Annotated in this window: 22 protein-coding genes; 15 read left to right on the top strand and 7 right to left on the bottom strand. The window is 65.0% G+C overall.

Going from position 1 to position 21,728, the window contains the following annotated elements; translation table 11 throughout:
• Window positions 1-29 precede the first annotated feature (29 nt).
• From BH683_RS18420 to BH683_RS18385, 8 genes are all read left to right on the top strand, one after another.
• The gene (locus BH683_RS18420) at window positions 30-902 is read left to right on the top strand and encodes an LLM class F420-dependent oxidoreductase (protein WP_084837715.1); all 873 of its coding nucleotides are present in this window, start codon (window positions 30-32) and stop codon (window positions 900-902) included.
• Window positions 903-979: 77 nt separating this feature from the next.
• On the top strand, window positions 980-1,444 hold the full coding sequence (locus tag BH683_RS18415; protein WP_143696088.1) for a hypothetical protein: 465 nt from the start codon (window positions 980-982) through the stop codon (window positions 1,442-1,444).
• Entirely contained in the window at window positions 1,441-2,670 is a 1,230-nt protein-coding gene (locus tag BH683_RS18410; protein WP_084837713.1) for an Nramp family divalent metal transporter, read from the top strand. The genes BH683_RS18415 and BH683_RS18410 overlap by 4 nt, the downstream gene beginning before the upstream one ends.
• Entirely contained in the window at window positions 2,667-3,083 is a 417-nt protein-coding gene (locus tag BH683_RS18405) for a hypothetical protein (RefSeq protein WP_084837712.1), read from the top strand. The genes BH683_RS18410 and BH683_RS18405 overlap by 4 nt, the downstream gene beginning before the upstream one ends.
• Window positions 3,070-3,447, top strand: coding sequence for a hypothetical protein (locus BH683_RS18400; RefSeq protein ID WP_084837711.1), 378 nt, complete (start codon window positions 3,070-3,072; stop codon window positions 3,445-3,447). Before BH683_RS18405 ends, BH683_RS18400 begins: the two co-directional genes overlap by 14 nt.
• Window positions 3,448-3,498: 51 nt before the next feature.
• Complete coding sequence (locus tag BH683_RS18395) at window positions 3,499-4,890, top strand: cytochrome P450 (RefSeq protein WP_084837710.1); 1,392 nt, start codon at window positions 3,499-3,501, stop codon at window positions 4,888-4,890.
• A gap of 13 nt (window positions 4,891-4,903) precedes the next feature.
• Window positions 4,904-5,137, top strand: coding sequence for a hypothetical protein (locus BH683_RS18390; protein WP_084837709.1), 234 nt, complete (start codon window positions 4,904-4,906; stop codon window positions 5,135-5,137).
• 81 nt (window positions 5,138-5,218) lie between these two features.
• Window positions 5,219-6,319: a YihY/virulence factor BrkB family protein gene (locus BH683_RS18385; RefSeq protein WP_084837708.1), complete on the top strand. Its 1,101-nt coding sequence runs from the start codon at window positions 5,219-5,221 to the stop codon at window positions 6,317-6,319.
• On the opposite strand, the gene BH683_RS18380 is transcribed toward BH683_RS18385, so the two are convergent.
• Window positions 6,320-7,024 (bottom strand): GAF and ANTAR domain-containing protein, encoded by a 705-nt coding sequence (locus BH683_RS18380; protein ID WP_084837707.1) that lies wholly within the window; start codon window positions 7,022-7,024, stop codon window positions 6,320-6,322. It abuts the gene before it with no gap.
• A gap of 230 nt (window positions 7,025-7,254) precedes the next feature.
• On the opposite strand from BH683_RS18380, the gene BH683_RS18375 reads away from it, so the two are divergent.
• A complete protein-coding gene (locus tag BH683_RS18375) occupies window positions 7,255-7,653 on the top strand; it encodes an STAS domain-containing protein (protein ID WP_084837706.1) in 399 nt (132 codons plus the stop codon).
• An 11-nt stretch (window positions 7,654-7,664) separates the two neighbouring features.
• Here the strand turns inward: BH683_RS18375 and BH683_RS18370 are convergent, their stop codons facing one another.
• The gene (locus BH683_RS18370; protein WP_084837705.1) at window positions 7,665-8,339 is read right to left on the bottom strand and encodes a GAF domain-containing protein; all 675 of its coding nucleotides are present in this window, start codon (window positions 8,337-8,339) and stop codon (window positions 7,665-7,667) included.
• A gap of 262 nt (window positions 8,340-8,601) precedes the next feature.
• On the opposite strand from BH683_RS18370, the gene BH683_RS18365 reads away from it, so the two are divergent.
• Window positions 8,602-9,534, top strand: coding sequence for an NAD(P)H-binding protein (locus BH683_RS18365; RefSeq protein WP_084837704.1), 933 nt, complete (start codon window positions 8,602-8,604; stop codon window positions 9,532-9,534).
• A 128-nt stretch (window positions 9,535-9,662) separates the two neighbouring features.
• Here BH683_RS18365 and BH683_RS18360 read toward each other — a convergent pair whose 3' ends face one another.
• Entirely contained in the window at window positions 9,663-10,826 is a 1,164-nt protein-coding gene (locus tag BH683_RS18360; RefSeq protein WP_084837703.1) for a beta-ketoacyl synthase N-terminal-like domain-containing protein, read from the bottom strand.
• A 178-nt stretch (window positions 10,827-11,004) separates the two neighbouring features.
• Here BH683_RS18360 and BH683_RS18355 point away from each other — a divergent pair, with 178 nt between their 5' ends.
• Entirely contained in the window at window positions 11,005-13,443 is a 2,439-nt protein-coding gene (locus BH683_RS18355) for an EAL domain-containing protein (protein ID WP_168187075.1), read from the top strand.
• A gap of 106 nt (window positions 13,444-13,549) precedes the next feature.
• Here the strand turns inward: BH683_RS18355 and BH683_RS18350 are convergent, their stop codons facing one another.
• The 3 genes from BH683_RS18350 to BH683_RS18340 form a co-directional block, all read right to left on the bottom strand.
• On the bottom strand, window positions 13,550-14,983 hold the full coding sequence (locus BH683_RS18350) for an acyl-CoA desaturase (protein ID WP_084837701.1): 1,434 nt from the start codon (window positions 14,981-14,983) through the stop codon (window positions 13,550-13,552).
• A gap of 14 nt (window positions 14,984-14,997) precedes the next feature.
• Window positions 14,998-16,095, bottom strand: coding sequence for a ferredoxin reductase (locus BH683_RS18345; protein ID WP_084837700.1), 1,098 nt, complete (start codon window positions 16,093-16,095; stop codon window positions 14,998-15,000).
• Window positions 16,096-16,390: 295 nt separating this feature from the next.
• A complete protein-coding gene (locus tag BH683_RS18340) occupies window positions 16,391-16,588 on the bottom strand; it encodes a hypothetical protein (protein WP_143696087.1) in 198 nt (65 codons plus the stop codon).
• Window positions 16,589-16,920: 332 nt separating this feature from the next.
• Between BH683_RS18340 and BH683_RS18335 the strand changes: the two genes are divergently transcribed.
• Both BH683_RS18335 and crtI read left to right on the top strand, forming a co-directional pair.
• The gene (locus BH683_RS18335; protein ID WP_084837698.1) at window positions 16,921-17,856 is read left to right on the top strand and encodes a YhjD/YihY/BrkB family envelope integrity protein; all 936 of its coding nucleotides are present in this window, start codon (window positions 16,921-16,923) and stop codon (window positions 17,854-17,856) included.
• Window positions 17,853-19,352 (top strand): phytoene desaturase family protein, encoded by a 1,500-nt coding sequence (gene crtI, locus BH683_RS18330; protein WP_084837751.1) that lies wholly within the window; start codon window positions 17,853-17,855, stop codon window positions 19,350-19,352. The genes BH683_RS18335 and crtI overlap by 4 nt, the downstream gene beginning before the upstream one ends.
• 7 nt (window positions 19,353-19,359) lie before the next feature.
• On the opposite strand, the gene BH683_RS18325 is transcribed toward crtI, so the two are convergent.
• Window positions 19,360-20,061, bottom strand: a complete 702-nt coding sequence (locus tag BH683_RS18325; RefSeq protein ID WP_084837697.1) for a CDP-alcohol phosphatidyltransferase family protein — start codon at window positions 20,059-20,061, stop codon at window positions 19,360-19,362.
• Window positions 20,062-20,248: 187 nt separating this feature from the next.
• Between BH683_RS18325 and BH683_RS18320 the strand changes: the two genes are divergently transcribed.
• Both BH683_RS18320 and BH683_RS18315 read left to right on the top strand, forming a co-directional pair.
• Window positions 20,249-20,956 (top strand): ANTAR domain-containing protein, encoded by a 708-nt coding sequence (locus tag BH683_RS18320; RefSeq protein WP_084837696.1) that lies wholly within the window; start codon window positions 20,249-20,251, stop codon window positions 20,954-20,956.
• 190 nt (window positions 20,957-21,146) lie between these two features.
• Window positions 21,147-21,446, top strand: coding sequence for a hypothetical protein (locus BH683_RS18315; protein WP_084837695.1), 300 nt, complete (start codon window positions 21,147-21,149; stop codon window positions 21,444-21,446).
• The last annotated feature ends 282 nt before the right edge of the window (window positions 21,447-21,728 follow it).

The raw sequence follows: 21,728 nt of genomic DNA, 5'->3' as shown, positions 1-21,728 counted from the left end.
ACGGCTACAAACACCTCTAGCGTGGACCCATGGAACTCGGATTGCACATCGCAGACTTCACCTTTCCCGACGGGCCCGCCGCACTGGCGGACGACCTGGCGACCATCGCCCAGACTGCCGAGGCCAAGGGCTTCGCGAAGATCAGCGTGATGGACCATCTCTGGCAGATCGGACCGGTGGGCCCCGTCGACACCGACATGCTCGAGGCCTACACCGCGCTCGGTTACCTCGCCGCAGTCACCGAGAAGGTCGACCTGCTGGCGTGGGTGACTGCCACCGTCTACCGCGAACCCGGCCTGCTCGCCAAGGCGGTCACCACCCTCGATGTGCTGTCGAAGGGCCGCGCCTACCTCGGGATCGGCGCCGCATGGAACGAAGAGGAGTGTGTCGGCCTCGGCCTACCCTTCCCCAGCACTGCCGAACGGTTCGAGCGACTCGAGGAGACCCTGCAGATCTGCCTGCAGATGTGGACTGACGATCAGGGGCCCTATGACGGCACCCACTACAAACTCGGCAGCACCCTCAACGTGCCCCAGGCCCTGCGTCGCCCCCACCCACCGATCCTCATCGGCGGGAGTGGAGAGAAGAAGACCCTGCGCATGGTCGCGCAATACGCCCAGGCCTGCAACCTCTTCGGTGGACCAGATGTCGAGCACAAACTGAATGTCCTTCGCGGACACTGCGAGACGCTGGGCACCGACTACGACGCCATCGAGAAGACCGTGATGTTCCCGCTCGATCCCGGTGCAGACGGTGCGGGCGTCGACGACATGCTCGGGCAGCTCAAATCCCTCGCCGACCTCGGAATCAGCCACGTCCACGGGTGGGTCCCCAACGTCGCGGCCATCACCCCTCTGGAGATCCTGGGAGACCGTGTTATCCCGGTCATCGCCGACTGGTAACCGATCCGTTCCTCTGGTTTCACCCCTCGCCCAGAAGGACACTCTCCACAGTAGGACGTCTGCGGCGGGGGGGTGTGATGACGGTGATGTCACGAGTGGGCTGCCGCGGCGCTGCCGCTGCCGTCTGTGTCGCCCTGATACTGACCATGTCCGGATGTGCCACCGGCGAGGGCGGGGTCCCGGGGTCGCTTTCCCGGGCAGCCGGCGAGGGGGCATCTGCAGTCACCTCGGTGGCGTACGCCCTGCGCCTGTGGCGTGCTGAGGACGCCACCGACAACCAGACGACCGTGCTACTCGGCGACGCTGGTGACCAACTGAACAGCGCTTACACCGATGTGGCCGAACTGGACGTCAACGATCGCCTCGTCGCGGACAGCGTCCGGATCCTCCTCGAAAAGCTCTCCATCGCAATGTCGTTGGTAATCAGAGCGAGACAGGTGGTCGGCGGCGGACCGGTGGTGAACAGTGATCCTCTGATCGCCGACCTGACCGCCATCGGCGACGAGTTCTCGAACCTCTCAGACGCACCGGTGCCGCGATGAAAAGACTGCTGGGCGTCGCCCTCGGCGTACTCACCGCCATCGGCGGGTTTCTCGACATCGGGGATATCGTCACCAATGCAGTCGTGGGCTCGCGGTTCGGGATGGCGCTGGTCTGGGTGATCCCGGTCGGCGTACTGGGCATCTGTCTTTTCGCCAATATGGCGGGCCGAGTCGCGGCGGTCAGCGGCCGGGCGACGTTCGAGATCATCCGCGAACGACTCGGGGCCCGCTGGGCGGTGGTCAATCTGGGCGCTTCGTTCTTCATCAATCTGATGACCCTCACCGCTGAGATCGGTGGTATCGCGCTCGCCTTGCAGCTCGCCAGCGGTATCGGCCCGCTCATGTGGGTACCGGTGGCGGCTTTTGCAGTGTGGCTGGTCATCTGGCGGGTCCGGTTCTCGATCATGGAGAACGTTGCCGGGGTCGTCGGCCTCTCCCTGATCGTCTTCGCGGTGGCGGTCTTCCTCCTCGAACCGGACTGGGGTGAACTCGCTCACGCCGCAGTTCTCCCGGAACTCCCGGATACCGAATCACTGCCCGTGTACTGGTATTACGCCATCGCGATCTTCGGCGCCGCCATGACGCCGTACGAGGTGTTCTTCTTCTCGTCGGGAGCAGTCGAGGAAGGGTGGACGGTCAAAGACCTCGCTCGCTCGCGAATGAACGTGCTCGTCGGGTTCCCGCTCGGCGGGATCCTGTCCGTCGCGATCGCGGCTCTGGCCACCATCACGCTGTTGCCGCAGCAGATCCAGGTCGAGAGTCTGTCTCAGGTGGCATTGCCGGTGGCCGAGGCGGGTGGAAAGCTGGCAGTCGCATTCCTCATCGTCGGACTGGTCGCCGCGACGTTCGGTGCGGCGCTGGAGACCACACTGTCCAGCGGCTACACGCTTGCGCAGTTCTTCGGCTGGTCCTGGGGCAAGTTCCGTCGCCCCGAGGCCGCCGCCCGATTCCATCTCGTCATGATCATCTCCTTGCTGGTCGGCATCATCATCCTCGCGACCGGAGTCGACCCCATTCTGGTGACCGAGTACTCGGTGGTGTTCTCGGCCATCGCGCTACCGCTGACCTACCTGCCCATCCTGATCGTGTCGAACGATCCCGAGTACATGGGAGACCGGGTGAACACCAAAAAAGTCAATGCCGTCGCCCAGATCTATCTGGTCATCATTCTCGCGGCGTCATTGTCAGCGATCCCGCTGATGATCGTCACAGGAGCAGGCCAATGACAACGCACCGTACGCAGAAGCCACTGTCAGACGCGCCCTACCCGGACACAGACTGCCTGATAGATGCGCGTCTCCACGCTCTCGATCGACAGATCGTGGACGTCGAGGGTCGACCGGTGGGCGTTGTCGACGACCTCGAACTCGACGACGTACTCGACGACCACGGCGTCCCTCCGGCGCAACCACCCCGCGTCGTCGCACTGCTGACCGGCAATACGTTGCCGGCCCGTATCTTCGGCGGGCGACCTCCCACCACTCGACTCACGCGAATCGATATGAGCGTCGTCCGCGATTTCGGGATCACCGTACGACTGACCCGCCGGCACGATGAACTGGACCGCACCTGGGCCGAACGATGGGTGCGCGATCAGATCATCCGACGCATCCCAGGGGGCTCCCGTGATCCTCGGTGATCTTCTGCGGTGTTCGGCATATGACTCGGACGCGACGTTCGTGGGGCACGTCATCGACGCTCGATTGCGCGCCACCGCCCTAGAGGCGGGCGGATGTCTGCCCACCGAGATCTACGGATTGATCATCGGTCCACACAGCAGTACCTCGTTCCTCGGCTACGAACGCGAGACAACGCGCGCGCCATGGATCGTCGACCGCCTCATGCGGTGGCACCACCGGGGAACCTTCCTGGTGGTGTGGGCGGACGTCGAAATGATCGTCGACCAGCGGGTGCACCTGCGCCCCGGCTACCGGCGTTACCGCGCGGTGCTGCCACCGGACCAACGGCGACGGGCCGGTGAGATGCGCACCGCAGACTCCTGATCAGGGCCCACGGGCCGTTTCTCGGGCCGCCGGATCGGGTAGCTCCACCTCATGCCGAGCCACCACACCAGCGTCACGGAGACCGCCCCGCAACTGACCGGACTCGCCGCCATCCGGGTCGCCACCCTTCTCGGCTTTCCCGCCGTGGCGGCCGGTGTCATAGCCCGACGACGAGCGATGATGGGCGTACTCGAAAGGATCAAAGCCGATCGGGCCCCACTCGACACCATCCGTGAATTACGACGGCAGTACGGCAGCGGCCCTCTGCGCCTGGTGCTCCCCGGTCGCACCTTGGTCGTGGTCCTCGACGCGAACGATGTAGCTCGAGTTCTCGATGAATCCCCCGACCCGTTCACCCCGGCGAACCGCGAGAAGGTAGGTGCGCTCTCGCCGTTTCAGCCGCACGGTGTGCTCATCTCCAAGGGTCCGATCAGAAACGCCCGCCGCAGGGTGAACGAAGAAGCACTCGACACCGATCGACCACTCCACCACCTCGCGTCACCGTTCGTCGACGTCATCACCGACGAGGTGACCACAGCGCTGCAGCAGGCGCGGCCCGGCGGCACACTGTCGGCTGCCGACTTCACGGTGATGTGGTGGCGGATTGCGCGCCGGGTCACCCTCGGAGATGCCGCCCGCGACGACGACAGCATCACGGACGCGCTGTGGACGTTGCGGTCGAACGGGAACTGGACGTACTTACACCCCAAGAGACGCAAGGTACGGGACCGGTTCTATGACAAGCTCTACGCCTACGTCGACAGCGCGCCCCCGAACACCCTGATCAGTGCGCTCGCGGCGACGCCGGCCGGGGGCGCCGTTGATCCTGTCGGCCAGATTCCGCACTGGCTCTTTGCCTTTGACGCCGCCGGAATCGCAGCCTCGCGCGCCATGGCCCTCTTGGCCACCCATCCGGATCAGCGGACAATGGCACTCGGAGAGATCGATGCCTCCACTGTCGCCGAGCCGCAGCAGTACTCGTATCTTCGAGCCTGCGTACTCGAATCAGTGAGGTTGTGGCCCACAACCCCGGCCGTGTTGCGAGATTCCACGGCAACGACCACCTGGTCGTCCGAAAGAGGCACCTACGAAATACCCGCCGGCGCCGCCTTTCTCATTCTCGCGAGTGCGTTTCATCGAGACGGCGAGGCATTTGACTTTGCCGACCGGTTCGCTCCGGAGATCTGGCTGGACGGCCGGGCCCAGCAAGCACCGGCGTTGATACCGTTCAGCGCCGGGCCGGTGGTGTGCCCGGGACAGAATCTGGTACTCCACCTGACGAGCACCACCCTGGCCGTCCTGCTCACGCTCACCGAATGCGAACTCGTCTCGTCGCCCACGCTGTCCCCCGCCGAGCCACTACCCATCACGTTGAACAATTTCGGCCTCGAGTTCGGCTTGCTACCCCGCCGGACCGGATCAGTACCGTCGCCTGAATCTTGATACCGTCACCACCATGAACAGGGAAGGTCGCAGGAGGCCGCGCTTCCCGACGCTCAAGGTGTCGCTGTGGCGACGACATCCGCGGGTCAGGGAGCAGCCGCGGCCGGTCTCATCGGTCGAGGTACTGGACAGCAAGCTCAGCGATCCGGCGGCTCCGGTCGAAGACGTCCTCACCACCTTCGTCCTCGCTGCGATCGATGATTTCGCGGCGGCCGAGGCCCGGTTGGTCGACTTCGAAATCGACTGACCGGTACCTCGGCCCGGTCACCGGCGAAAACGCGTGCGCTGTTTCGTGTTTCCGGGCCCTATGCCACGGGTAACCGCTGGCATGAACGAAGCCCAGGCCGGGAAGACGGAAGCGAACACCCCTGACCCCGACGACCCACGAAAGCCCGATTCACCGACGGATCTGACCAAGCCGTCGTTTTTTTATGTGCTACGCAAGGTCATTCGCGAATTCTCGCGCGATCAATGCACCGATCTGGCCGCCGCGCTGACCTACTACGCCGTGCTGTCACTCTTTCCTGCGCTACTCGCCCTCGTTTCATTACTGGGCATCTTCGGGCAGGGCGAGAAGACGGTCGACTCGGTTCTGCAAATGGTCGACGACCTCGGCCCGTCGTCTGCGGTGGACACCCTGCGAGGGCCTGTCGAGCAATTGGTGGACGCACCGTCGGCCGGCCTGACGCTGGTCATCGGTCTGCTCGGCGCGATCTGGTCGGCATCGGGGTACGTCGGCGCCTTCGGCCGCGCGATGAATCGAATGTACGAGGTCGACGAAGGCCGTCCGATCTGGAAGCTACGGCCGGTGGTGTTACTGGTGACGGTCATCGCGCTGGTGATGGCGGCAGCGGTGGCGCTGATGCTCGCCATCAGCGGACCCGTCGCACGGTCTATCGGTGACGTCATCGGCCTCGGTGACGGTGCGCTGCTCGTCTGGAACATCGCCCGCTGGCCGATCGTGCTCATCTTTGTGGTCCTGACGGTGGCGATCCTCTACTACGCCACGCCCAATGTGCAGCAGCCCAAGTTCAAGTGGATCAGCGTCGGTGCGGCGGTGGCGATCGTGACCTGGATCGTCGCCTCGGTCCTCTTCGCTCTGTACGTCTCCAACTTCGGTAGCTACAACAAGACCTACGGAGCCTTGGCCGGCGTCATCGTCTTCTTGCTGTGGCTGTGGATCACCAATTTGGCCCTTCTGTTCGGCGCCGAGGTCGACGCCGAACTGGAGCGCGGCCGGCAATTGCAGGCGGGGATTCCGGCCGAGAAATCGCTGCAGCTACCACCCCGCGACACCAAGGTGTCCGACAAGAACGCCGAGAAGGACGCCGACTTCGTCGAGCGTGGAAGGCAGCTACGCCGCACCCAGGGTGATCCGGCGCCAGAAGCATCCTCGGTCGCGCCACCGGACGGTACGACTCGACGGTAATCAGGTGTCGGCCGGGTGGTCCTGGCGCACGAGTTTGGCCGCGATGTCGGCGAGGCGTTCATTGGAGTCCTGAGAAAGCCTGCGCAACAGCTCGAACGCCTGTACGGCGCCGATGTCGAAACGCTCCATCAGCATGCCCTTCGCCTGGCCGATGATGTCGCGGCTCGCCAGCGCGCTGCGAAACTGTTCTCCCCGCCGCGCGGTGCCCCAGACGACGGCAGCATGCGATGCATAGACGTACCCGAGGTCACGTGCCTCCTCGTCGAAGGCGTGGGGTTTGTCGGCGTACAGGTTCAGGGTGCCCAGGCCGCCCCGTGCGATGTACAGCTGGAAGATCGCCATCGACCGCACCGGCGTTCGGGCGCACACGTCGGCGGCGAACTCAGGCCAACGCCCTTCCGACTCCAGATCAGCGATGTGGACGAACGCGGACTCCGACGCGGCCTCCATAAACGGGCCTGCGCCGTGTTCGACCTGAAGGGCATCGACGGTCCGGGCGTGCTCGTGCGTCGTCACCGCGGTTGCGGCTTCTTCGCGACCCACCATCGTGGTGATACTCGCGTGAGCGCATCCCGGGATATGTGCGACCGCGCTCTCGAGAAGTTCCTGCAGCACGTCGGCCGGATCGTCCGGCACCCTGGCACTCATGTCCCGCACAAGCTCGGCCATCTTGGTGTACACGTCGTCATCGCCGCGGGTACTCACGTCGCTTCCCTTCGCTTTCGTACCAGGTCAAAGAACGATTCTACTGAATTGTTCGACTTTCTCCACCCGCCGACCGGGCCTCCACCCGGCGCCTCGGACACCACTGCTGAAACCATCAGCTGCGCGGGCATGAAACAATGACATCCATCGGTGAAGACGACGCCGTCACACTCGCAGAGGTGACTCTGGCCGAGTGTTGATGAGACAGCTTGCCGAAAGGGAATCCAGCCGTGCACTCCGAAGATGCCGATGCAGTTGTTGCCGATGGTCAGACCTCTGTTGCAGGAAGCGCAGCATTGACGATCCTGACGGTCCAGCACAAGGAGCTGGTAATCCTCACCGTGCAGGGGAGCATCGACGTACTGACCGCCCCCCAGTTGTCCGACGCCGTCACCAGTGCGTTGAGCGGCGAGCCCCGCGGACTGATCATCGACCTCACAAGCACGGAGTTCCTGGCCTCCGCCGGTATGAGCGCGCTCGTCACCGCCTACGAGGCCATTGCACCCGGCGGCCTGTTCGGCGTCGTCGCCGACGGCCCGTCGACGTCGCGGCCGATCCAGCTGGTCGGTCTCGACCAAACTCTCACCCTCTATGCGACCCTCGAGCAGGCCATCGCCGCGATGGCGTGAGCGCTCACCGATCACGACGCATCCTCGTCGGCGAGCGTGCCGTGGCGGTGAACGATGTCGTGCGCCATCGATGAGATCGACCGCGACTCCGCGTATGCACGGGCACGCAACCGCAGGCCCGCATCGGCGATGGACGTCCCCCAACGAATGGACAGCATGCCAACCGCAGCGTGGACGTCCGCACGCGCGAACCGGTAACTTCCCTCCCACCGCGGATACTGCGACTCGTCGAGCGACCATCGGTAGCTCTCGAGTTCATCCAGCACCACCGCACCCAGACGCACCGTGAGTACGTGCGCGGCAGTGTTCTGCGCAGACGTCAGTGCGGAAGTCTGCCGACGGTACAGCTCGAGGACACCGAGCTGTGCGCCCCCGGCGAAAATCGGGTAGGCGAAGACTCCCCGGACGCCGACCTCGTCGAGGACTTCTGAGCTGAACGCCGGCCATTTCGCCGCGGCGGTCTCCTCACCGAGGTCAGCCGTCATGATCGACTCGCCACCGACGAATGCATCCATACATGGACCCTCACCGAGGGTGAACTGCAACTCATCGATGCGCGCTGCCACGGAGTCCGTCGCGCACAACAGGTCCCGGGACCGGGCGGCATCGGTCATGATCGCCACGGCCGCGCCGTCGACACCGACGTCATCAACACTCGTCGCCGCAAGTCTGTTTGTGTTGGGCATACACGCACTTCTCCCGTACGCGTCCTCCCGCCCCGAATCGTCCGACACGTTCACTACCCTTCGCTCTCCGAACTCCAGGGGTACTACCCGGATTCGGCGAATCTCATGCCTATGTTTTCGCCGGCGGCCAGCGGGGTAGTCGGTGAGAGACCGGCACCGTGCTCGCGTGGCGGGATGAGAGTCGCCCACCAGCTCGAGAAGAAGTCGGACATCTACGTCCGCGCGATCTTCCGGCCGTACCCGCCAGCAGGAAGATCACACCATGCGTGCTTTTGTCACCGGTTCGACCGGCTATATCGGATCACGACTGATCCCGGCGTTGCTCGAATCGGGCCACGATGTAGTTGCAGGAATGCGCGATCCGGACCGCGCCTCCGAGTTCGGGTGGGCCGACGCGGTGCAGGTCCGGCATTTCGATCTCGAAGAGCCCGACAGCATTTCCGCTGCGATCGCCAGCACAGACGTGGCGTACTTCCTGGTCCACTCCATGGATGACAAGGGGTTCGAGGAGAGAGACGCCGCCGGTGCGCACGCCTTCGCCGATGCGTGCGGGCGCTCGGATGTACGTCAGATCGTCTACCTCTCAGGACTCATCCCAGAAGGTGTCGAACTCTCTGACCACCTCGCCTCGCGTCAAGAGGTCGAGCGAATCTTCCTGGACGCCGACACCCCGGCGAACGTGCAGCGCGCGGCGCTGATCATCGGCGCCGGATCGACCTCGTTCGAACTCGTCCGGCGCCTCATCGAGCGTCTGCCCGTCCTGCCGATTCCGAAGTGGATGAACACCCGGGTACAGCCGATCGCGACCGACGATGTCATCACGGCCCTTGTCGATGCCGGGACCGGGGAGCCGACCAACGGTCATCACGATCTCGGCGGTCCCGACCGACTGAGCTATCCCCAACTCATCGGGCTCATCGCGGAGGAACTCGACGTGCGCAGGCCCCGACTCTCGATTCCCGGGATTCCGACCGGCCTCGTCGGCCGGGTCGCCGCGGCAGTCACCGGAATACCGAGGAACACGGTCGTCGAACTGGTCGACAGCCTGCGCCACGACATGGTCTGCGACCCAGACCCCCGCAGCGAGCAACGGCTGTCGACCCGAGAAGCGGTCAGGCGGTCGCTGAACCCGAACCGATCCGGGACCGACATCGGCGGCGATCACCAGACCGCCGATCAGGCCGACCCGGCCTGAGGCGACAGCAGCCGAGCGACGTGGCGCGCCTGAACCGCATAGCATTCGCCGAGCCTGCGTCGAACGCGGTGGCGCGGGGGCCCCGCGTAGGCCCCCGCGCCACCGGCCAGGTGTCACTCGGGCACTGTTCAGCGAATCGGGCCGAGCACTGCCACCGAGTTGTGCCCTCCCATTCCGAGCGATGACTTGACGGTGATCCCCGGTTTCATCCGGACGAGGCCATCGACCAGGCGAGCATCGCCTTCGGCGACCGACGGCGTGCCCGGCACCACCCCATCGGTGTAACTCATTGCAGCAGCAGCGATCTCAACGGACGCTGCCGCTGCCTGGCAATGCCCGGCCAGTGGTTTGACCGAGTAGATACCGATACCGCTCGGCAGCAGTGCGGTTGCCGCCGCCGCTTCTGCGGCATCACATTGCGCGGTTCCCGGACCATGGGCGTTGAGATACGACACCTGGTCGGCCTCGATACCCGAGTCGGTCAGAGCACCGGCAAAGCAACCCTTCACGTGCTCGAGCGATGGATCGACCGATGTGACATGGAAGCCGTCGTGACTCATGGCTCCACCCAGCAGGTCGAGATAACCGTCGGTGTCCTGCTTGGACAGGACCACACCGACAGCGGCCTCCCCGAATACGAAACCCCGGCTGCCGGTCTGGAACGGTCGGCAGGCGTCGAGTGGCTCGGCATCGGTGATGGCCACCCCGAGTCGCACGAACTGCGAGACCACCTCTGGGGTCGCGGACAGGTCCGTCGACAGCACGATCACGTCGTCGACGGTGTCGGTGTCGAGCCACATCTTCGCTGTCAGCATCGCGACGGTGCCGGACGTGCACATCGCGGACACGTTGACCGCAGGCCCGTGGAACCCGTAGTCGCGCATCAGGAGCGAGGCCGGGGTCGACGGCGCCATCCCCAGATATTGGCGGACAGAGAGCCCCTCACCCTGGCCGGGCTGGAACGCGCGGCCCAACTCGAGGTCGCCGAGGACCGTCGCATGAACGAGACCGACCCTTTTGCCGGGAGTCCATCCGTGCTCGAGGGCATCCTCGATGGCCTCCCTTGCGGCCCACCGCATGGCCCGCGCGAACCGCGTCGATCCGTCTTCGGGGTTGCCGCCCGAAGGGATCCGCGACACCCAACCGGACTCGCTCGGGCTACCGCCGAACCCCGCTGTGAGTTCGGCCGCGGGCTTGCCGGAGGCCAGGCCTGTCCACAATGCCTGCCGTCCCCAGCCGTAGCCTGTGACTGCGCCCAGCCCCGCGATCCGGGCGTTAGCAATAGAATTCATTCTCGTCTCTTTCCGTGGAAATGGTATGCGCACGAATGCGCGCTCCTATACCGTCCCTGACCTGCATGATCTGCGCGAACGACTATGGTTAATTTCATTCGTTAATTATCTGGAAATGATGCTGACCAGCAGAGCCCATCAGATGCAACACCGGCTGTGAACAGCGAAGGAGGTGTACGTGACCGAAAGCGACAACGCGTCGCTGCCCCCCTCCGACGGTGAAGAAAAACTCGTCGTACCCGTCGAGCCGGATTCCGCCGAAGCGCTGGCAAAGCGATACCGCCTGCTCGTAGAACTCAGCCCGGACGCAATCTGCGTCCACGAGGGTGGGCTCGTCGTATACGTGAACCCTGCCGGGCTCCGGTTGGCGCGGGCACAGTCCATCGACCAGATGGTCGGCCATTGGATCACCGAGTTCGTTCATCCCGATTCGATTCCGGGCATGCTCGAGAGGCTGGCGAGCCTGGGTGAGGAAGACACCGCCACCGAGCCCGCCGAGGCTCTCATGCTGTTGACCGACGGCACCACGAAACCCGCGGAAATCGTCTCGGTGCGCACCGAGTGGCAGGGCCGACCCGCGTTCCAGGTCATCATGCGCGACATCTCGACCAAGAAGGCAGCGGAAGACGCCTTGAAATACCAGGCCGCTCTGGTCGATCACGTGAGCGATGCCGTGATCGCGATCTCCGCGGAGGGAGTGATCCAGGCGTGGAATCCGGCCGCCGAGAAGGTGTACGGCACGCCTGCAACGCAGGCGCTCGGCCGCGACCTGGCCGACGTGATCGGTGCCGCCTTCGTTCCTCGTGAAGCCCTCGCGCTCGGCGGCACGATCGAGAGCGTTCACCGCCACCGTGACGGCGCCATCCGGAACGTCCGGGTATCGGTCACCTCGATGGGCGCAGGCTACGTGCTGCTGTGCGCCGACCTGACCGCTGCGCGCCGTGCCATCGAATTGTTCGGCACCGTGGTCTCGGAACTGACCGAGGCCGTCCTGGTTCTCAACCCGAGCGGGTTCATCGAGATGGCCAACCCGGCGTCGGCCGCCCTCCTCGGGCTCGATCCATCGACGGTCCCCGGCGCCCACCTCGGCAGCCTGCCTGTCATGTTCCCTAATGACGACATCCGCGCACTCGTCGAACACATGCGCCAGACCGGAGACGGATTCACCGGCAAACTGGCCACTCGTACCGATGGCGTCCATCGATGGTTCTCCGTGACCTGCAAGGCATTCGACGTCGATCTCGACGAGCCGAGGGCGATCGCCTCGTACACCGACATCACCCAGCAGGTCGTGGACGCCGAACAACAACGGCATCGCGCCAGCCACGACAGCCTCACCGGATTGCTCAATCACGACGGTTTACTGCAGCGACTCGACGCGCACTTGGCGTCGGACGTCGAACCGCACAGTCAGATCAATGTGCACTTTCTCGACCTCGACCGCTTCAAGATCATCAACGATTCGCTGGGCCACAGCTACGGGGACCAGGTACTGCGGGTGGTGGCCGGCCGCCTTGCTGATGCCGCGGGACCCCACTCGTCCGTAGGCCGGATCGGGGGCGACGAGTTCAGCATCGTCAGCCCCGGCGACGCCACCGGACCGGCCTCGGCCCGAATGCAGGCCGAACAGCTGCTGGCAGCGATCACCGAGTCCCCGATCGATACCGGCATCTCCAGCGTCCGGATGACGGCGAGCGTCGGCTCGGTGTCCACGACCGAGGGTGAGAAGCGCTCGGGGAGCGACCTTTTGCGCGACGCCGACATCGCGCTCTACTACGCAAAACAGTCTGGCCGCGCACGCGCGGCAGTCTTCGATGTGCGGTTGCGGCGCGAGTTCCAGTTCCGCCAGCAACTCGAACAGGACCTGCGCGCGGCCATCGCTGCTCCGGCCGACGGCCGGCTCGGCAATCGGTATGAGCTGATCCACGACACCGCGACCGGCAGGATCGTGGGTATGGAAGCCACACTCTGCTGGCACCACCCACTCCACGGCGAAATCGAGCCGAACACGTTCAATACGTTGGCCGATCACATCGGACTCGGAGCCGACCTCGGGCGCCTGAACCTCATCAGAGCACTACACGATCTGAACGACGTCTTCGGCTACCGTGCAGGCGAACTCACGCTCGCCATGACATTGTCGCCCCACCAGTTCTGCGACGACCGGCTCCCGCACAGTGTGGCCACAGCGCTCGCGGATTGCGGCGTCGACCCCGGCGACCTACGGCTCGACGTCACCGAAACAACGTTCGCTGCGGACGAGTTCTCCGAGGGCATCCGGCCGCTCGATCAGCTGCGGCGATTGCGTGACCTCGGGGTGAAGGTTGCCATCGACAACTTCGGGGCGGGCTATTCGTCACTGGTTCAGCTGCAGCAGGTCGACGCGATCAAGATTGCCCCGACGTTCATCCGAGATGTCACGACCTCCCACTTCGCGGACACGGTCATCCAGAGCATCGTCGCAATTGCCCGGTCCGCCGACATGACCGTGATCGCCACCGGTGTGGAGACGGCACCACAACTCGAGGCGGTCGCCGTGGCCGGTTGCCAACAAGCGCAGGGGCCGTACCTGCACTCCCCCGAATCCGCGGCCGCGGCAGCCGCGCGACTTCACTAGCAAAGTCAGATTGCCCTCCGCCCCGTAAAACCATGCGTTGCAGGCAAACCCAGGTGTCGCGCAACACCTGGGTTTGCCTGGAACGACTGGGTTTGTGTCGGGATGGTCAGTCGCGGGGCGGCGGCTCCACGTTGACGCCACCGGACTCGTGCTCGGGACCGGCGTCAGGATGGCTCGCCGGAACCCGCGACCGGAAGCGGGCGGCCTCGCTCACCCGTTCCGGGTCGGCCGCGCTGTGCGGGGGCCGATGGAAGGGGTCGGGCTTGGGCCGTGGCTTGCCACCCGGCAATGCCAGCCGGAATATCGTGCGATGAACCTGGCCCCACTGTTGAGCGAAAGGGCCTGTGTTGTACGGGAGTTCGTAGCGCTCGCAGATGTCCTTCACCTTCGGCGCCACCTGTGAGTACCGGGTGCTCGGCATGTCCGGATAGAGGTGGTGCTCCACCTGGTAGCCCAGATTACCGCTGATCACGTGGAACAGCGGGCTGCCCTCGATGTTGGCCGCGCCCAGCAACTGCCGGACGTACCAGCCGCCTCGCGTCTCGTTCTCCGTCTCGGCTTTGCTGAAGGTGTAGGTCTGGTCGGGGAAGTGGCCGCAGAAGATGATCGCGTGCGCCCATACATTCCGGATGATGTTGGCGGTGAAATCTGCCGCGAACGTCGCCAAGAACGTCTGTTCCACACCGGGAAGAGCGCGATCCATGACGGCGGCAACAGACTTCGTCCGCTTTCCCGCCTTGGGGGCGCGCCGCAGACGGCCGGCCAACCGGGAGGTCTTGGGCTGCCTGATGTTGCCGCCCGACGCCAGCTGCGTCAACGCGAAGGCGCCGGCGCTGATCACCGGCCAGCCGATGTAGTCCTTGATCACCTGCCGCCGCATCTTGACCCCGATCCCCTTGAGGTCGTGCCACAGCTCGGACGTCGACTTCTCACCCTTGCGGATGGCGTCGAGGTCGAGGTCGTGCAGCGCGACGCCCCATTCGAAGAATGCGGTGAGCAAGAAGTTGTAGAACGGCTGCGCCAGGTAGACGGGGTTCCACGGCTGATGCGGATCGATCCGCATGATCTCGTAGCCGAGGTCCTTGTCCTTGCCGCGGATGTTGGTGAACGTGTGGTGGATGTAGTTGTGCGAGTGCTTCCACGCTTCCGCGGTGGACGCGGTGTCCCAGTCCCACACCGAGGAGTGGATGTCCGGATCGTTCATCCAGTCCCACTGTCCGTGCATGACGTTGTGACCGATCTCCATGTTCTCGAGAATCTTGGCCATTCCCAGGCACGACGTGCCGGCCACCCAGGCCACCTTGGATCGTGACCCGAGGAGCAGGACCCGTCCTGCGACCGCGAGGTTGCGCTGGGTGGCGATCACCGTCTTGATGTATCGCCGGTCGGCGTCTCCGAGATCGCCGTACACCTCGTCGTGGATGGCGTCGAACTCCTTGCCCAGCTGCTCGATCGTCTCCTCGGACAAGTGGGCGAGCGGACTCCGCGGGTCCGGCTTGCTGGTCGTTCTTGTTTCTCGCTTCGCTTCGTGGATCGTCATGTTTCTCCTTCGATCTACAGGTCGATTTCGACGTCGCCTTCGGCGCTGTTCACGCATATCCGCACCGAGGCTCCGGCCGGCTCGCTGACTTCACCGGTGCGCAGGTCTCTGAGTTGTCCGGATTTGAGGGTTCCGACACAGGTGTGGCAGATCCCGATCCGGCAGCCGTACTTGAGTTCGAGTCCGGCATCTTCGCCCGCGGCGAGGATGGTCTGTCCGGGTTCGCATTTGGCGTCGGTCTTGCTCTTGACGAATCGGACCCCGCCGCCCTCACCATCGCCCGCTTTCCCGCCGATGACCGGCTGGAATCGTTCGAAGTGGATGTGCTCGGAGAGGTCGTTGCTCTCCCAGTGCTCGACGAGGGAGTCCAACAGTTCTTCAGGCCCTGAGCACAGGGCTTCGCGCTCCCGCCAGTCCGGGCACAGGTCATCGAGATCCTCGGGCTTGATGCGCCCGTCGTCACCGGTCAGCCGGAGGGTCAGCTGCATCCCGTCCTGCCGACTGTCCATCTCTTTCAGGTCCCTGTGGAACATGACCTGGTCCTCGGTGCGTGCAGAGTGGATCACCACCACATCATTCATGGCGTCGTTGTGGTCCAGACTTCGCAGCATGCTCATGATCGGCGTGATGCCACTGCCGGCGCTGATGAACAGCAACTTCTCCGGACGCGGATCCGGCAACGTGAAGACGCCCTCGATCTCACCGAGCCGGATGATCTCGCCGGGCCGGATCTTGCGGACCAGGTACGGCGACACCACACCGTTCTCGACGAGTTTCGGCGTGACCGCGATCAGCCCGTCGCGCGGCTCGGGATCTGACGTCAGTGAATATGCCCGCCAGTGGAAGACGCCATCGATCACCAGGCCGAGCCGGACATACTGCCCTGGCTTGTGACCTGGCCACTGATAGCCGGGCCGGATCCAGACCGTTGCGGCGTCGGCCCCTTCGGGCCGAACTTCCTCGATCCGGCCGCGGAGCTCCTTGGTCGTCCACAGCGGATTGATCATCTCGAGGTAGTCGTCGGGCTCCAGCGGGCTGAACAGGTGACTGATCGCCTTCAGAGCCTGACGTCGCAATGTCGGGACGTTGGGTTTCGCGCCGCGTTCAGCCATGACGGCACCAGACTGCGTTGTCACACCAGACGGGGCGGGACAGGGTCGTGCTCGGTGGAACGTTCACGTGGACAACTCCCGGGCCAAGTTCGCGCATCCAGGGGATACGAGTCATGTCGGTCACCTGCATCGGGGCTTGACAGGTGGCTGCAACTAACAATGTGCCCGCTTGTGGCAGGCTAGGTGTGACCTTACGTCGCACTAACATCAGCGTCAGTCGATTCGCCGAAACGCAGCGACATCGTCTGCACCGGGTTCGCAGACCGTCAACCCTGACTGCCAATCGCTTCGGTTATCAGCGCACCGACGCGCACGCCGGACACAGCGTGCGCTGGTCGGTGATGTCCCAACCATTCGCTGCGGCAACCAGTTCCGCATCGGCGCGGTGCCCGACTGCCACCACTCTGAATCGGTGTTCGCATCGCTCACACCGCACCGTCCAGGCTTCGTTACCGGTGTCGCTGTGCCTACTCGTCATTCCGGCGACAGTCATCGGCGACCCGCCCCGGGGTTCGTGGACGTACCGGACACCGTAGGTGCCACTCGACTCATATCCGGGCTTCGCCGTGCGGTATAGACCGTTTGGTCAGCAGACATCTCCACGCCTCTCCAGGGACTCGAATTCGACATTGCCGGCCCGCTTGTCTGGGGGCGTGGACAGCAGTGCGTGGCCCCGAACATTCACCCCCCACCACGCGTCGAAACCGCCAGGGGCGTCGACTGCTGGTTCAGTGTTCCCAGCCACGGGTGATGTCAAACACGCCTCGAAGTCTTCGAGTGGGTCGGCGGTTTGGGATCGGCGGCCCGGGGCACCCTGACACGGTGATGGACAGGCCGGCTGCGGCATCGGCGCCGACCGCCGCGCGCGTTCGAATCCTTGCCGAACTGCGCACCATCGCCGGTGATGCCTCACGCCGACTCTCCCGAGGAGACCTGGCCGGCACCGCCGCCACCCTGACGTATTACTCGGCGATCGCCATCGTGCCGTGGTTGCTGTTCGCCGTCTGGAGCATCAGCTGGTTCGACGACACCGACGAGGTCTACCAGCGATTGCTCTCCTTACGGGTGCTGATCCCGCCGGACATGGGTGCGCGATCGGCCTACGACGGTCTCGTCGATGCGGGTGTGCACGCCGGCCTGCTGACCGCGTTGGTGCTGATGTTCCCCGCGTCCTTTTACGGCGAGGGTCTTCGCCGGTCGGCTCTCCTGCTGTTGCCCGAGTCGAAGCCGCGCATTGCAGGAGACGAAGCGGAGCGGAGCTCGACCCTGGATGCCTGGCGGGCGCGCGGCACGGTTCTTGCCCTGTTCGTCGTGGTGCCGCCGCTGACGTGGATCTACTCGACGATCGGTGAGCAGCTGGTCGGCCTCACCCCAGAAGGTGGTGGTGGCGGTCTCGGCGACCTCGTGCTCCGCTACTACTTGGGCTTCCTGACGACCTGGCTCATGCTGTCGCTCGTGCTCACCTGGGTTTTCCGGTACGTCATGCCGGGGGGCCCGCGGTGGCGGGTTGCGCTCGTCGGGGCGCTCATCACGGCATCGATGCTGGCCGGCTTCCTCCAGGGTTTCGCCCTGTTCTTGTCGATCCCCATCGATGTCGGTCTCCCGTTCGCGGGGCTGACCGTGGTCGGCGGGGTCGTAGCGGTGGGCCTGTGGTTGTGGATACTGCATATGGTGCTGCTCGCGGGATGGTCGCTGACGCGCACGATCGACACCACGGTGGACAGTTGGGTCAGAACGCAGACCGGGAAAGGGAGCTCGTGAGCCAGATTGTCGTGATCGGTGCCGGCGTCGGAGGTTTGGCGGCAGCAGCCCGGCTGGCGGCACAGGGTCACTCCGTCACCCTGATCGAGCAGGCAACCGTGGTGGGTGGGAAGCTCGGCGTCGAGCACGTCGGCGGATTCGTCTTCGACACCGGTCCCTCGCTGTTGACCCTCCCTCAGGTGCTCGATGACCTGTTCGCAGGTATCGGCGGGCCCCCCACCGCCGACGAACTGCCACTGCGGCGGCTCGAGATCGCCTGCCGGTACACCTTCCCGGACGGCGTCGTCCTCGACCTCCCCGGTGAGGCCACCGCGATCCCGGGCGCGCTCGATGCCGCGCTCGGGCCGGGCCGCGGCGCGCAGTGGAGTGCTTTCTCCGAACGGGCCGAACGAATCTGGGACGCCACCTTGGAACCGTTCCTGGAATCGCCGATCGACGTCCGGACGATGCTCCGACTCTCGCGCCGGCTTCGCGACCTGACGACCATCGCACCATGGAAGTCCTTGCGCGGGCTCGGCACGTCCTACCTGTCGGACCCTCGGCTACGCATGCTGCTGGACCGCTACGCCACCTACACCGGGTCCGATCCGCGGCAGGCACCCGCCGCCTTGGCCAGCGTTCCGTACGCCGAACAGGCCTTTGGCTCCTGGTATATCGACGGCGGGCTCGGCCGCATAGCCACCGTGTTGCTGAGCCGGGCCCGAGAACTGGGTGTTCAGGTGCGCCTCGGCACCCAGGTCACAGAGATCCTCACCGATGCACGCGGGGTACGCGGAGTGCAGCTGTCCGACGGCTCTGTGGTCGACGCCGAGTTCGTGGTGGCCAACGCGGACGCCCAGCAGGTCTTCAACGACTTGCTCACCCCCGATCAACCCGGCGCGCGCAGAGCAGCTCGGCGACTTCGCCGCACCACACGTTCGCTGTCGGGGTTCGTTCTCTTGCTGGCGGTGGAGGATCCGCCGAGCGATCAACCACACCACCACGTGCTGTTCGCCGAAGACTACGACGAGGAGTTCGACGCGGTGTTCGGCCGCAAGGGCGCACCCCGTCCGGTCCCCCGCCCCACCATCTACGTGAGTGCACCGGCAGACCGCGCCCTGACGCCCGACGCTCGGACCGGAGCCTGGTTCGTCCTCGTCAACGCACCGCCGCATGACCCCGTGGGGGGCACTGACTGGGACGCGCCCGGCCTGCGTGAGGAATATGCCGATCAGATCCTGGACCTGATGGCCGCTCGCGGCCTGGACGTCTCCGACCGGATCCGGCACCGGGTGATGATCAGTCCGGCCGATCTCGAGCGGCGGACGCTGACCCCCGGCGGGTCGATCTACGGGACTTCGTCGAACGGCGCTCTGGCAGCGTTCTTGCGGCCTTCGAACAGGAGTCCGGTGCCGGGCCTGTACCTCGTGGGCGGATCGTCCCATCCCGGTGGTGGGCTGCCCCTGGTGATGATGTCCGCGGCGATCGTCGCGGACATGATCGGCGTGGCCGACTGACCCCCCGTCATCGGCGGAGCTGCAGGTGCACGGCAACCAGCAAATGCACCAGCCCGACGAGTGCCAGCAGCGCGGCGGCAATCGTGTACAACGTCGCCAGGCTCGCCCCATCGATCCAGGGCAAGACGCTGACCCCGAGTTGCCTTGCACACCACACGATTCCGCTACTCGCCGCGGCGAGCGAGGTGACGATCACCCGGGAGGGCCGTTCCCACCACGTCAATGCACCGGGGCCTTCCATCCCGGCAGCCTGAGCATTGGCGCGCACCGACTCGAGCATCAGCGTCGTCACGGCGAGGCCGACGCCCAGCCACACCGGGGCGCCGAGGATCACGAGGGTGAGGATCAGTAGCAGATCCGAGCAGCGGTCCGCGAACGGGTCGAGTACCCGACCCCATCGGGATGCTGTGCCGGTCCGCAAGGCGATTGCCCCGTCCACGCCATCGAGTACGGCTCCGACCAGCACGAAAACGAGAGCGAGCAACGGCCAGGCCGCACCGGCCAGCGCGATGAGGGGGACAGACACCGTCACCAGGACCCCGAGAACCGTCGCGGCACTCGGGCTGACACCTGCGCGGATGAGCGGGCTCGCGCACACGTGCGCCAGGCGCACCCAGCCCCTGATCCAGACCGAACTCGCCGGATCGATACCGCCGTGCAGACGCGACCATCCCGCAAGAGCATCCTCCCTGGAATACGTCGACGTCATGAACGATGAGTACCTTGTCTGTCCGAACCCCAAACCAGACAACATGATCCCTCATAGGGGCGTTGTCGCGGCCGCGATGTGACCACATCGCCGACACCCGACACCCGGGTCGTGGCAAGATGGGCGGTTGGTTGAGACGAAGCCACATCTTGACGTGCCATCGCTAGCACCGTTCTTTTGGAGTCCTATGCCTGACGACGAGCAGACCATCACCGATATCCATATCGCGATTGCCGATCTGGCACGTGGCCTGCACGGGAGCGATCAGCAAGCGCTGGACGAAGTACTCGGAGGCGTCGTCGCGGCTGCGGTCGAGAACGTGGCCGGTGCCGAACACGCCGGGATCACCGTCACCACCAACCGGGACTCGTTGAGCACTCAGGTCTCGACTGATCCTTTGGTCGACACCCACAACAAGATCCAGGTGACCCACCAGCAGGGACCGTGCCTGCAGGCCGCGTGGGAAGAACCCGTGGTGCGGGTGAATGATCTGACCACCGAGACCCGGTGGCCCAAGTACGCTGACGACGCCGTCGCGATGACTCCATTCCGCTCGATCCTCTCGTTTCGTCTCTACACCCATAGCGAGACTCTGGGATCGATGACGTTGTACTCGCTCACACCCAACTCGTTTCCGGAAGACGCCGAAGAGATCGGCCTGCTGTATGCGGCACACGCCGCTGTCGCGTGGGCGGCCACCGAGCGGGGCGCGCAGTTCCGCAGTGCGCTGGCCAGTCGCGACATCATCGGCCAAGCCAAGGGCATGATCATGGAACGTTTCGACATCAACGCGGTACAGGCTTTCAATCTGCTGCGAAAGCTGTCCCAGGACAGCAACATTCCGCTTGCGAAACTCGCCCAAGACCTCGTACACAAGGATCACCCGCCGGAGTGAAGCTCGTTGGGCCCCGTATGGGGCCCGATAATGTTGTCGCGCAACGACATGCACCGCGGTGAAGAAAGTTGTTGCGAAACGACATTTGTTTTGCAAGGATGAATTGAGGTTGAAAACCAGCCGCGCCCAGCGCTGGCCACCACTTCTGCGTAACCAGCGCCTCCCCGGTTCACAGTGAGGGGCGTTTGCAATGACGACGTCACAATTCGTTCTCGACCACTCGACAACCGATCATCCACGTTTCGCGATCACCTCGGCCGACAAAGATGGTGTCTGCGTCGTGAGCGTGCACGGGGACCTCGACCACGCGGCCGTGCGATGTGCGGTGGCAGCCGACGGGCCGGCGACTGCCCGACCGCTGCGTGCCGTCGGGTTGTCCACCGAGATCGCGATCTACCCGACCGTCGCGTGCGCGATGCGGGCCATGCGGGAAGCGACGTCAGAGAACCCGCCGACACCGGTGCTGACCGAGGCCGGGAGCGCACGATGAGCCTGGAGGTACCCCGAAAGCCCGCTGCCGAAGATCGAACGCACGAGTCATCCGATCACACGCGCTCGCGCGGCTCCCGGGTGGCACCCGACGTGCGCTGGCCGAGCCCGAGCCCTCTCGATTCGTGGTGGAAGCAGGTGATGACGGGCGGCGAGCCGAAGGACCCAGGGCGCTGACACGCCTGCCGCCTCGATCGATCTGCCGTGGAACTGCCGTCGGCTAGCATCGGCGACCAGCTACCACTGACCGCACGAGGGCCGGCAGACCGCCAGTTCTCGGCGT

Source organism: Williamsia sp. 1138, assembly GCF_002095435.2.
Taxonomy (GTDB): Bacteria; Actinomycetota; Actinomycetes; order Mycobacteriales; family Mycobacteriaceae; genus Williamsia.
Note: the sequence above shows the minus strand (reverse complement) of the source record. Positions and strands in the feature narration are given on the sequence as shown.

What these genes read in the sequence shown, in the direction of transcription:
- BH683_RS18315 (WP_084837695.1), top strand. Translation starts at nt 21,147, where the DNA reads ATGACGACGTCACAATTCGTTCTCGACCACTCGACAACCGATCATCCA.
- BH683_RS18335 (WP_084837698.1), top strand. Translation starts at nt 16,921, where the DNA reads ATGGACAGGCCGGCTGCGGCATCGGCGCCGACCGCCGCGCGCGTTCGA.
- BH683_RS18405 (WP_084837712.1), top strand. Translation starts at nt 2,667, where the DNA reads ATGACAACGCACCGTACGCAGAAGCCACTGTCAGACGCGCCCTACCCG.
- BH683_RS18340 (WP_143696087.1), bottom strand. Translation starts at nt 16,588, where the DNA reads ATGACTGTCGCCGGAATGACGAGTAGGCACAGCGACACCGGTAACGAA.
- BH683_RS18410 (WP_084837713.1), top strand. Translation starts at nt 1,441, where the DNA reads ATGAAAAGACTGCTGGGCGTCGCCCTCGGCGTACTCACCGCCATCGGC.
- BH683_RS18325 (WP_084837697.1), bottom strand. Translation starts at nt 20,061, where the DNA reads ATGACGTCGACGTATTCCAGGGAGGATGCTCTTGCGGGATGGTCGCGT.
- BH683_RS18390 (WP_084837709.1), top strand. Translation starts at nt 4,904, where the DNA reads ATGAACAGGGAAGGTCGCAGGAGGCCGCGCTTCCCGACGCTCAAGGTG.
- BH683_RS18360 (WP_084837703.1), bottom strand. Translation starts at nt 10,826, where the DNA reads ATGAATTCTATTGCTAACGCCCGGATCGCGGGGCTGGGCGCAGTCACA.
- BH683_RS18350 (WP_084837701.1), bottom strand. Translation starts at nt 14,983, where the DNA reads ATGACGATCCACGAAGCGAAGCGAGAAACAAGAACGACCAGCAAGCCG.
- BH683_RS18365 (WP_084837704.1), top strand. Translation starts at nt 8,602, where the DNA reads ATGCGTGCTTTTGTCACCGGTTCGACCGGCTATATCGGATCACGACTG.
- BH683_RS18395 (WP_084837710.1), top strand. Translation starts at nt 3,499, where the DNA reads ATGCCGAGCCACCACACCAGCGTCACGGAGACCGCCCCGCAACTGACC.
- BH683_RS18345 (WP_084837700.1), bottom strand. Translation starts at nt 16,095, where the DNA reads ATGGCTGAACGCGGCGCGAAACCCAACGTCCCGACATTGCGACGTCAG.
- BH683_RS18320 (WP_084837696.1), top strand. Translation starts at nt 20,249, where the DNA reads ATGCCTGACGACGAGCAGACCATCACCGATATCCATATCGCGATTGCC.
- BH683_RS18370 (WP_084837705.1), bottom strand. Translation starts at nt 8,339, where the DNA reads ATGCCCAACACAAACAGACTTGCGGCGACGAGTGTTGATGACGTCGGT.
- BH683_RS18420 (WP_084837715.1), top strand. Translation starts at nt 30, where the DNA reads ATGGAACTCGGATTGCACATCGCAGACTTCACCTTTCCCGACGGGCCC.
- BH683_RS18415 (WP_143696088.1), top strand. Translation starts at nt 980, where the DNA reads ATGACGGTGATGTCACGAGTGGGCTGCCGCGGCGCTGCCGCTGCCGTC.
- BH683_RS18385 (WP_084837708.1), top strand. Translation starts at nt 5,219, where the DNA reads ATGAACGAAGCCCAGGCCGGGAAGACGGAAGCGAACACCCCTGACCCC.